Origin of the sequence: Candidatus Protofrankia californiensis (assembly GCF_900634765.1) — a bacterium.
GTDB lineage: Bacteria > Actinomycetota > Actinomycetes > Frankiales > Frankiaceae > Protofrankia > Protofrankia californiensis.
In genome coordinates, this window is record NZ_CAAAFT010000222.1 from 1 (window position 1) to 11,072 (window position 11,072).

The window sequence follows — 11,072 nt, forward strand, 5'->3', positions numbered from 1 at the left end:
CCATTCTCACGATCCCCCGGCATGCGGGACGCCGTCACCTCCCTCGACATCCCCCAGCCGGTCTGGGTGTACAGCGGCTATGTGACCCGCTACGGTGCCGTCGCGGTGTCCGTCGTCCGGCAGATCAACCGCGGGATGTCACGGAGGGCTCTCTACGCGTGGACGGGCAGTGGAGTTCCTGGCTTCGTGCACCTTCGAAATGATCGACATCAACGGGGCGCGTATGAACACCGGGGACCATATGTGCTTCGCATCTTCGAGTACCCCCTCATCATCGGGGTTCTCGAGGCCGCGCAGGTGATCTGCTTCAGCGTGGCAGCAGCTCACCTGCGTCGGCGTGCGGTGGGTGCCGCGCCGCTTCTCGGCTTGTGTGTCGTGTTTCCGTTTACCGGTCTGGTCGCTTCGGGATCCGTAATGATCATTGTGTTTACGTTGTCTTTTGTTTGGTGTGCGGTGCGAATTCTCCCAGCGGCGCCACCCGTCTCGGCTGGAGTGAGTCACTCCGACGGGCAGGTGGACCGGCTGTTCGTGCACGCGGAAGTGTGGCGTCGTCCGTAGACCCGCCAGCCGTGACAACCTTACGAGTTTACGAGAGCCGTCTTTACGAAAGTCGTCGCCTGCCCCGACGCTGTTCACCTGGCACGTCGGGAAGGCGTGCCGTCAGGACAGCCGCCGGCGCGACGCGTCCGGGCCGCAGGGCCGAGCTTGCCTGCCTGGCAAGGTTGGCTACCACCGTCCCACCCCAACGGGTAGGTCATTTCCTCCCGGGGGATGTCGCGGCTGTGGTCGCCACTGGAATAGGTTCATGACCCAACAAAGATCCAATCCATGTGGTGAATCTGACATGGTAAGGTTCCTCACTCCTGTGAGTGCTGAAAGCGATGGGAACCCCTTCGACGACGGCGCGGCGGGTCTGCGGACGTGGTACACCGCCAAGCTGATGCAGGGAGACAGATGACGCACCAGGTTGTGACCAAGCCCAGCCGCCACCGTCCACGTTCTCGTCCCACTGCCTCGAGTATTATGATCAAGCTCCCGCCGCTCCTTCAGCGGGTGGCGGTCGACGTCGGCCAGAGCGGGCAACTGCTCGCGCAGCTGGCGTCCACGGCGGTACGCCAACCGCGCGGGTACTGGGGGAGCACCCGCGACGAGATGTATGCGATGTTGCGTTTCTGTTGGTTGCCGGTCAGCCTCGCCGTCGGCGGCTTCACGTTCCTCATCGCGAACTACGCCTACGACCTGCTCAGCCTGCTCGGTGGCCAGAACAGGCTGGGCACCTACTTCGTGATGGCGAGCATCCGTGAGATCTCGCCGTTCTGCACCGGCATGGCCGTTGCCGGCGTGATGGGTACCGCGATGACCGCTGACCTCGGCGCCCGGCGCATCCGGGAGGAACTCGACGCGCTGAAGGTACTCGGCGTCGACGCGGTGCGGACGCTGGTTCTTCCCCGGGTCCTCGCCATAACAATCATGATGGTGGCCTTCAGTATCATCGGCAGCGCGCTCGGAATCATGATGGCCATGCTTTCCGCGACCGTGTTCGGCGAGACGTCCGTGGGCAGCTACCTCTCAAGCTTCCTGTCGAGCATAACTGCTCCCGAGTTGGTCGGCGCCTTTGTCAAGTCCACTCTCGTCGGTCTGTTCATCGGCATCGTCTGCGCGCAGAAAGGACTCACCGTGCGCGGTGGCTCGGAGGGTGTCGGACGCGCTGTCAACGAGGCGGTCGTGCTGTGCTTCGCCGCCGTGTGGGTGATCAACTTCGTGGTGAACGCGACGATGCTGGGCCTGAATCCCGACATGTTGGTGAACCGGTGAAAGGCGTTCGACGATGACCGTGATCGACGACAAGGATGACGTTGCGGCGGAGCAGCCGATAAGTACCGGTGGCGGTGGATTCGGCTCCTACGGCAGTGACCAGCCACTGGTGCACGACCTTGGTGAGATCGCCAGGTTCCTGGTCGTCTCCGTCCGTCGCATGGCGGGTGTGCGGCATTACGGGTCGGAGGTGCTGCGCCAGGCCGGGATCGTCATCCTGTCCAGCTCGGGGATCATCTGGTTCATGATGGCGATGCTGGCCGCGGAGATCTCGCTGGAAGCCCACTATCTGCTGGGGCAGTTGGGGGCCGGGGGCTACACGGCGGTGTTCACCTCGACCGCTGACTACACGGTCGCCCCCGAGATGTGGGGCTGGATTCTGTCAGCGAAGGTCGCCTGTGGGCTGGTCGCCGAGCTCGGTTCGATGCGGATCAGTGAGGAAATAGATGCCCTCGAAGTCATGGGCATCGACTCGCGGTCGTATCTCATCAGTACCCGGCTCCTCGCGGTCGTCATCGTCACGCCGTTCATGTTCATCGCGGGCACGGGGCTCATGTACTACGTCAACTATGTGCTGAACGTCCATGTGTTCCACAGCGTGTCCGCGGGCGGCTATCTGTCCGTCTTCTGGGCGTTCCAGACCCAACAGGACCTGCTGCTCTCCCTCGTCATGGGTTCGATTATGGGAATCATGATCATCACTGTCGGCTGCTATTACGGCTACACGGCGAGTGGCGGCCCCGTCGGGGTCGGCAAGAACACGGCGAAGTCCATGGTGATCAATTTGATCATCGTCAGTGTGGTCGGCGCGATCTTCCAGCAGATGTTCTTCGGATCGCTGACTCGCGCGCCCATCGGATTCTAGCCGGTCGGAGACGGTGCGATCATGCTTATTCCGTGCCCGGGGCTCCTGCCGGATGTGGGGTCCGGAAGCTGATCTGGGGAGGTCCGGGGGCTCAGATCCAGGGTTGTCAGGCGTGTAACGCAGGTGCTCGACGGGTGTTTCTGGAGGGAAGGAATGGCGCATGTCCACAAGTGATGATCTTGTTGACGAGGCTGTCGATCCGTGGCCGCTGCCGGGTCAGCCGAAGCCGCGGGGCAAGGGGTCGGACGTCACCCACAGTGTGCAGATCCGTGATGTGCGGAAGTCGTTCGGTTCGTTCCACGTGCTGACGGGGCTCAATCTGAATTTCGCGGACAATGCGATCACCACGATTCTGGGGCCGTCCGGGACGGGCAAGAGCGTTCTGTTGAAGCACATCGTGGGCCTGCTCGAGCCGGATCACGGTGAGGTCGTCGTGTTCGGGCAGAACATCTGGAATGTCAGTGAGCGGGAGCGGCAGGAGATCCGTAAGCGGTTCGGTGTGCTGTTCCAGGACGGTGCGCTGTTCGGGTCGATGAACATCTTCGACAACGTCGCCTTCCCGTTGCGTAAGCATACCGACAAGAGCGAGTCGGAAATTCGCAAGATCGTGATGGCGAGGCTTGACGAGGTCGGTCTCACGCGGGCTGTCAACAAGACTCCGGGTGAGGTGTCCGGTGGTATGAAGAAGCGCGCGGGTTTCGCCCGGGCGCTGGTCCTGAACCCGAGCGTGGTGATGTTCGACGAGCCGGACTCGGGTTTGGATCCGGTGCGTACGAGTTTGTTGAACGACCTGATTCTGAAGTTGCACGCGGAGTATGGCGGCACCTATGTGCTGGTCACGCACGACATCCGTACCGCGCGTAAGGTGAGTGACTATGTCGGTGTGCTGTGGAAGGGGAAGCTCATCCACTACGGTGAGACGGAGGAGGCGTTCAACTCCGACATGCCTTTCGTCCGCCAGTTTTTGTCCGGAGATTCGGCGGGCCCCCTTGGGATGGACTGAATGATCTCTCGACGACTGGTCCTCGTCGTGGCACTGGTGGCGGCCGTCGGCATCGGCGGCGTCGTCTGGGTCGCGAACGACGACTACAAAGTGAAGTTAGTGATGCCGTCGGCGGCGCAGCTCGCCGACGGTTCGCCGGTATGGATCAACGGTTTCAAGGCAGGCTCGGTCGACCGCCTGGAAACCAGGAACAACAAAGCGGTTGTCACTGTCTCCCTGACCAAAAAATACGCACCTCTGCGCGATGGCACGACCTCGCGGGTGGAATGGAACTCCGCCATCGGCGAGCGGATGTTGACGTTGTATCCGGGTCCGGCCGAGAACGCGGGAATCCCGGAGAACGGCCTCATCGAGGGCCAGTCCTGGCAGATCGAGGTCGATCAGGTGCTCGCCGCGCTCGATCAGCCGACCCGCGACAAGGTCAACTCGCTGGTGAGCCAACTCAACCAGACGGTGGACGGTCGGGAACCGGATCTCGCCGCGACGCTCAAGAGCGCCGGATCGAGCGTGCAGGCGTTGGGTGAGATCCTGCAGGCGGTCGGACGCGATGGTCCGGCGATCCGTTCGCTGGTCACCCAGCTCCAGCAGATGATGGCGATCGGCGCTGATCATCGCCGGGACATCGCCACGGTGGTCAACAACCTGACCAGCGTGACCGGCGCGGTCGCCGGCCAGCAGCAGCAGCTCTCCGACAGTCTCAAGGAACTGCCGTCGACGTTGCAGACCGCGAAGGGCACCCTGGACCGGGTTCCCGCGGCGGGGGAGCCGACCATCGCCTTGCTGCAGGATCTCCAGCCGGCCACCGGCAGGCTGCCGTCGATTGCCAGGAATCTCAGCCCGGTGCTGACGGAGCTGCGTCCCAGCGTCGCCGAGCTCCGTCCGACGCTGGGGTCGGCGCAGGCGCTGCTGCGGGAGGCCCCCGGCCTGCTCGACGTCGCCCACGGCGTCGTCCCGCCCGTGACGCAGTTCGTGAACAGCATCCAGCCCGCGGTGTCCTTCCTTCGTCCTTACACACCCGAAGGAATCGGGATGTTGCACAACTGGGGGCAGGCGTTCGCGCCGTATGACGGGCAGGGACACACCTGGGCGGGTCTGCTCGCACCAGGCACCAATATGATCAACGAGAGTGTGGTGCAGCCACCCGGGTCACGGCGCAATCCCGAGCCGTATCCCGGCCAGCCGGTCGGGCAGCCGTGGGTGGATGCGACCGGAAGTGGGATGCGATGAGCGCCGGTCGTTCTGGTCGCAGGCGGGTCGTCGTCATCGCGGTGGTGCTCGCCGTCGCGGTGGCGGCGGGTGGGGCGGCGATGGCCGCGCGGGACGACGGCACGGTCGTCGTGACCGCGATGTTCGCCGACGCCAGTCCTCTCGTGGCCGGTAACGTGGTCAAGTCGGCGGGTGTGGACGTCGGCACGGTCACGTCCATCGGGCTGGAGCGTGGCCGCGCCCGGGTGCGGATGGCGTTGGACCGCAGCGTGCTGCCTCTGCACAACGATGTCCGCGCGACGATTACCACCCAGGACCTGCTCGGTGAGCGGTTCATCCGGCTGGAGCGCGGGTCGCCGTCGGCGCCGGTGCTGCCCGAGCCGGTGGTCATCGCGCAGACCCAGACCAACCGGGTCGTGGACCTGCAGGACGTGCTCAACGCGGTGGACACGCCGACCGCGACGGCCCTCGGCGCGCTGCTGACCACGGGTGGTGAGGGTTTGAAGGGGCAGGGGAAGCAGGCCGCCGGCGCGATCGCCGCGCTGGAACCCGCGATGACGCAGGCCCGTGACCTCGCCGCGATCCTCGACGAGCAGAACGCGTTGCTGACCAGGCTGGTGGACAGCGCCCAGCCGGTGGCGAGCGCGCTCGCCACCGACGACGGCCGCAGCCTGGACCGGCTGGTCGGTGCGGCCACCGACACCCTCGCCACCGTGGCGGCCAACCGCAAGGCCCTGCAGGACTCCCTGGTGCGTCTGCCCGGGACGATGGCCAGCGCGCGGGCTACCCTCGCGGAGCTGTCCGGGGTTGCCGATCCGGCGACCCGTACGCTGGCGTCGCTGCGTCCGATCACCGACGACCTGACCGATATCACCGGTGAGCTGCACCGGTTCGCGGACGCGGCTGATCCGGCTCTGGCGTCTTTGCCGCCGGTCCTCGACCGCGCCAACGTGCTGCTGGACGAGGCCGCACCGTTGGTGAAGGCGCTGCGCCCGGCCACCCCGGACCTGGAAGGGGTGTCGGTCGCGGCCCGGACCCTGTCGGAGCAGGCGTTGAGCCTGCGGCTGACCAACCTGATGGAGTTCGCCAAGGGGTGGGCCATGGCCACCAGCGACTACGACGCCATCAGCCACTACTTCAAGGCCATGGTGCCGCTGTCACCGAAAGCGCTGGGGCAGACCGTCGGCGGGATCGTTCCCGGGGTGCCCGACGCGCCGATCCCCAGCCTGCCGCTGCCCGCGCCGCCGGAGCTGCCGCTTCCCGGCAAGACGGCCGCGTCGGCAACGCCCGCGGGCAGCGGGCAGCCCGCTGCGTCGCCGTCCACCCGGGGCGGCGCCTCGTCCGCGCCGGCACCCGGCGGCAGCGCCACCGGGCTGACCGAGCGACAGGAGAACTCCATGCTCGAGCAACTGCTGGGGGGGTTGTTGTAGCTATGACAACCCCGGAGATCCGCGCGCGGTCGCGTTCCTTCCGCGCGGGCGTCATCGTGTTCGCCATGCTGGCGGTGATCCTGTACCTGACGTTCAAGGCACAGACCGGGCTGCCGTTCGCGCCGACGACGACGGTGCGTGCGTCGATCAATGATGTCCACTCGCTGCGCGTCAACGACGGCGTCCGCGAGATGAGTAAGCGCATCGGCCGGGTCAGCCATATCGAGTACGCCAACGGCGCCGCGCTGGTGACCATGGAGCTTGACGGCACCGTGGATGTGTACCGGGACGCGCACGCCGAGATCTGGGACGTGTCGGCGTTGGCCACCAAGTTCGTCGAGCTGGACCTGGGTACCCGGGGGGCGGGCAAACTCGGCGACCGGCCCATCGAGGCGACCCGTAATGTGAATTCGGCGGACCTGTACCAGCTGCTCGACGTGTTGGACCAGCCGACCCGGGACGCGGCCACCAGGACGGTCCGTGAGCTCGGCGGGGGGACAGCGGGCCACAGCAAGGATCTCCAGGATCTGCTCAAGACCGCGCCCGATCTGCTCGACGACATCGGCACGGTGTCGCAGGCGCTCGCCTCCGACCAGACAGACCTGCCCGCGCTGCTGAAGGACGTCGACCGGCTGGCGGGCCGGCTCCACGGCCGGGAGCAGGAGATCGCCTCGCTGGTCGGTCAGGCCGACGAGACGGTGCGGGCGGTGTCGGTGGACGCGGGCAAGCCGCTCGCCGGCACCCTCGACCGGCTGCCGGCCACACTGGACACGGCCAAGCATGCGCTGGACTCGCTGAACGGGCCGCTGGCCGACACCGCGTCGGCCATGGAGTCACTCGAGCCCGGAGCAACCGCGCTCGCCCAGTCCGAATCCGACGTCCGCGGCCTGCTCGTCGAGGGCGTGCCGGTCGCGGGGAAGGTGCCGGGCGTGGCCGAGCAGGCCATACCCGCGGTCGAGGACCTCACCCACACCGTCGCGGACGCCAGGCCACTGGCGACGCCGGTGCGGCAGGCCGTCGGTGACCTCCTCACCCCGTTGCGGGTCCTCGCCCCGTACGCGCCCGAGATCGGCCAGCTGTTCGTCCGCGGCCACAGCTTCGTGTCCGAGGGGCCTGTTCCGGGTATTCGCTACGCCCGCCTCGGGGTCAACCCCGGTCTGGCGACCGTCACCGGCGGTCTGCTGCCGTCGGGGAACTACTACCAGAACCAGTATCCCCGGCCCGGTGAGGCGTCGCGGGATCGCGCCCAGGGACTTCCGGCGGGCATCCCGCTGGTAGGAGGCACCCGATGAGCGTTGTGCGGCAGCGGCTGGCAGGGGTGGCCCGCCGCGGACAGTCGACGTCGAGCAGGGTTCTCGGCCTGGTGGTGCTGCTGGCGCTGCTCCTAGTCGCGGTGGTGGCGTTCAACCGTAACCGCGTCGCGGTCACGCTCAGTTCCGGGGAGACGGTCAAGGCCGAGTTCACTCGGGCGTACAAGCTGGAGCCGTACAAGAGCGTCGTGAAGATGGCAGGCGTCAAGGTCGGCGATGTCACGGGTGTGGAGGACACCGACACACACACGGCCCTGGTGTCGATGAAGATCGACGATGGGGTTCTGGGGAAGCTCGGTGACCAGCCGTCCGCGGCGGTGCGGCCCACGCTTGTGCTGGGTGGCTCGTACTACGTCGAGCTCTCCCACGGGGGCGGCCGCGGCGGGTTCGGCGCCGGACACACGATTCCGGTGGCGCGGACCAGTGTTCCGGTCGAACTCGACCGGGTCCTCAGCGCCATCACCCCCGACGCGCAGCAGGCCATGCCGCGCACCGTCGGACAGCTGGACGCCACGCTGCAAAACGGTGGGCGGCAGGAACTACGGGAACTCCTCACCGACGCGCCGGGGAGCCTGGCCCCCACCGCCGTGGTGCTCGACGCCGCCCGCGGCACCCGACCCGAGACCGACCTGACCGGGGTGGTGACCGGCCTCCAGCAGACGGCGTCGGCACTCACCCGCCAGGACGGCCAGCTCGATTCGATCATTGATTCGCTGGCCACGACCGCGGCGGCGCTGGCCGATGAGCGTCGTCCGCTCGCCCAGGCGGTGGCGACCGGACCGGAGACGCTGCGCACCACCCGGGCGGGTCTTGCCGACCTTGACGGCACCCTGCAGCGACTCACCACCACCGCCCAGGCGTTCCGGCCGGCGGCGCGTCAGCTCGACCCGTTGCTGGCCCAGCTCGACCCGGTGCTGGAACGCACCCTGCCGGTGGTGAGTGAGCTGCGGATCCTGCTGCAGGACGCCCGGCCGCTGGTGGACCGGCTCGTGCCCACCGCGCAGAACGCCACCGGGGTGCTGACCGACGTGCGCGGGCCCGTGCTCGACCGGCTCAACGGCCCGATCAAGGACGCGGTGCTGTCGCCGTGGCACGGCACCGGCATCTACGCCGGCGGCGGCAACGACCACCTGTTCTACCAGGAGGCCGGTTACCTGCTCTCCGACGGCGCCGAGGTCTTCAAGTTCCACGACAGCAACGGCGCGGCCGGGCGGCTCATGGCCGGCGTCGGGGTGAACATCGCTGGCGGGTCGACGCTGCTGATGCCGTTGGAGGAGTACCTGGAGACGCTCGGTCTGCAGCAGCCCGCGGGCCCGCAGGAGGGCACCCGGCAGGGTGCTCCCGGCCTGATCCCGCCGCCCGCGGCGGGAACGAAAGCGGGCGGGCCCGGCCCGCTGCTGCCTGCGTTGAACCTTCCGCTGGTGTCGAGGAGTTCCCGATGAGTACATCCCTGCGGCGCCGCTGGGAACGGATCCGGACGGTACCCGGGCTGGGCCGGGACGTGACCGCGATGACCGCGCTCGTCGTGGTGGGCATCGTCGCGGCTGTGATCATCCAGTCCAAGCTGACCTCGACGCTCCCGTGGGCCGACCGGTCGGTCGTGAAGGCGGAGTTCGCGTCGGTGCCCGGGGTGAACCCGTCGAGTTCCAACATGGTCACGATCGCGGGCGTGAAGGTCGGGAAGATCTCCGGCTGGAAGGTGACCGACCGCGGAACGGCCCTGCTCACGCTGGAACTCGAGCCCGGTCACCCCGTCTACGACAACGCCCGCGCCGTGGTGCGGCCGAAGAACGCGCTCAACGAGATGTCGGTGGAGATCAACCCCGGCGGGGCGCCGGGCCACCGGTTGCCGGCCAACGGCATCATCCCGTTGAGCCAGACCGCCCGGCCGGTCCAGGCCGACGAGGTGCTCGGCCACCTCGACGACCGCACGCAGCTGGCCCTGACCGACATGCTCGTCGAGTCCGACGTCGCGTTGGCCCGCTCCGCCGAGCAGCTGCCCGGCGGGCTGGCGGCCACGGACAGCACCCTCACCGAGCTGCAGCCAGTGGTCGAGGCGCTGCAGACCCGCCGGGAGAAGATCAGCCAGCTCGTCACCGCGCTGTCGCAGATCTCCACGGCGGTCGGCGGGAACGACCAGCGGGTCGCCCAGCTTGCGACGGCGACCCAGCAGACACTGGAGACGTTGGCGAGCAACGACGGGGCGCTGCGGGACAGTCTCGCGCAGCTTCCCGGGCTGACCGACCAGCTCCGGGACACGCTGACCAGCACCCAGGAGCTGACCAAGCAGCTCAACCCGACGCTGGACAACCTCGACCGCGCCTCCGGCGACCTGCCGCAGACACTGGAACGGCTGGAAAGCACCGTCGACACGCTGGGCGCGACGGTCGACGCGGCAAAGCCCGTGATCAGCAAGGCCCGGCCGGTGGTCGCCGACCTGCGCCCGATGGTGAACGACATCGACGACTCCCTGGTGAACCTCAGGCCGGTCACCCGTAACCTCGACCGCGACACGCAGACGGTGATGTCGTACCTCACCGACCTCCAGGCGTTCGTGTACAACACCTCGTCGGTGTTCGGCGCGGGCGACGCCCAAGGCAGCATCATCCGCGGGCACCTGATCGTGCCTCTCCCCGGTGCCGGAGTGTTGCCGAAGCAGCCACCGAACGGCTATTTCCCGGGCGCGGAGAACGGTCTGCCCCCCACGTCCCAGAGAGGCAGCCGATGAGACAGATGCTGACCGGGTCACTGGGCCGGCTGGTGACCGTCCTGCTGTTCCTCGCCGCGAGCTTCGCGATCCTGTTCTACCTGTTCACCGGTACCGGTGTGCGGATACCGGTGATCGACAGTGGCGAGTACACGTCCGTCGCGGTGCTCACGGACGTCGACAACGTGGTGACGGCGAGCCGGGTGCAGATCGCGGGCGTGCATGTCGGCCAGGTGCGCGCGGTCACCCGGCAGGCCGACGGGATGCGGGTCGAGTTCTCGGTGGACAAGCAGATCGCCCCGCTGCATCAGGGGGTGACCGTGCGGCTGGGGGAGCGTTCCCTCGTCGGTGAGGGCTACCTGGACATCACCGATGGTGATGGTAGGGCGTTGCCGTCCGGGAGTAGCATCCCCGCTGACGGGGTGAAACCGAGCGTGCAGTTACGGGACGTGCTCACGAGCCTGGACACGGACACCCGCGAGGAACTGGGCAGCCTGCTGCGGTCGTTGGGCGAGGGGACCGACGGCACCCAGCCCGACGTGTCCGCGGCCCTGGCCGGGTTGGGTGACCTCGGCCGGGAGGGGCACACCGCCCTGGACGCCATCGCGGCCCAGTCCGACGATCTCAAGGCGTTGGCGCAGCAGACGTCCACGGTGCTGCAGGCCCTCGACACCGGCCAGGGGCAGATCGCCGCCCTGGTGGGCAACGCCAACCGGCTGACCGGGGCGACCGCGGA

The 11,072-nt window shown here is 67.6% G+C and carries 9 protein-coding genes and 1 pseudogene; all 10 read left to right on the plus strand.

The window, feature by feature from the left end:
- Positions 1–558, plus strand: a pseudogene (locus DD1DGNOD_RS12050) (hypothetical protein); the annotation flags it as partial.
- A 396-nt stretch (positions 559–954) separates the two neighbouring features.
- Positions 955–1,815: an ABC transporter permease gene (locus DD1DGNOD_RS12055; protein WP_131766683.1), complete on the plus strand. Its 861-nt coding sequence runs from the start codon at positions 955–957 to the stop codon at positions 1,813–1,815.
- Positions 1,816–1,828: 13 nt separating this feature from the next.
- Positions 1,829–2,680, plus strand: a complete 852-nt coding sequence (locus DD1DGNOD_RS12060; protein ID WP_131766684.1) for an ABC transporter permease — start codon at positions 1,829–1,831, stop codon at positions 2,678–2,680.
- Positions 2,681–2,840: 160 nt separating this feature from the next.
- The gene (locus DD1DGNOD_RS12065) at positions 2,841–3,683 is read left to right on the plus strand and encodes an ABC transporter ATP-binding protein (RefSeq protein WP_131766685.1); all 843 of its coding nucleotides are present in this window, start codon (positions 2,841–2,843) and stop codon (positions 3,681–3,683) included.
- Positions 3,684–4,910, plus strand: a complete 1,227-nt coding sequence (locus DD1DGNOD_RS12070) for an MlaD family protein (protein WP_241251472.1) — start codon at positions 3,684–3,686, stop codon at positions 4,908–4,910.
- Positions 4,907–6,319, plus strand: a complete 1,413-nt coding sequence (locus tag DD1DGNOD_RS12075) for an MlaD family protein (protein ID WP_165036629.1) — start codon at positions 4,907–4,909, stop codon at positions 6,317–6,319. The genes DD1DGNOD_RS12070 and DD1DGNOD_RS12075 overlap by 4 nt, the downstream gene beginning before the upstream one ends.
- A gap of 2 nt (positions 6,320–6,321) precedes the next feature.
- Positions 6,322–7,611: an MlaD family protein gene (locus DD1DGNOD_RS12080; protein ID WP_131770144.1), complete on the plus strand. Its 1,290-nt coding sequence runs from the start codon at positions 6,322–6,324 to the stop codon at positions 7,609–7,611.
- Positions 7,608–9,071, plus strand: a complete 1,464-nt coding sequence (locus tag DD1DGNOD_RS12085) for an MlaD family protein (protein ID WP_131770145.1) — start codon at positions 7,608–7,610, stop codon at positions 9,069–9,071. The genes DD1DGNOD_RS12080 and DD1DGNOD_RS12085 overlap by 4 nt, the downstream gene beginning before the upstream one ends.
- Positions 9,068–10,357, plus strand: a complete 1,290-nt coding sequence (locus tag DD1DGNOD_RS12090) for an MlaD family protein (protein ID WP_131766686.1) — start codon at positions 9,068–9,070, stop codon at positions 10,355–10,357. The genes DD1DGNOD_RS12085 and DD1DGNOD_RS12090 overlap by 4 nt, the downstream gene beginning before the upstream one ends.
- A partial coding sequence (locus tag DD1DGNOD_RS12095) for an MlaD family protein (protein WP_131766719.1) occupies positions 10,354–11,072 on the plus strand: 719 nt, incomplete at its 3' end. The genes DD1DGNOD_RS12090 and DD1DGNOD_RS12095, both read left to right, overlap by 4 nt.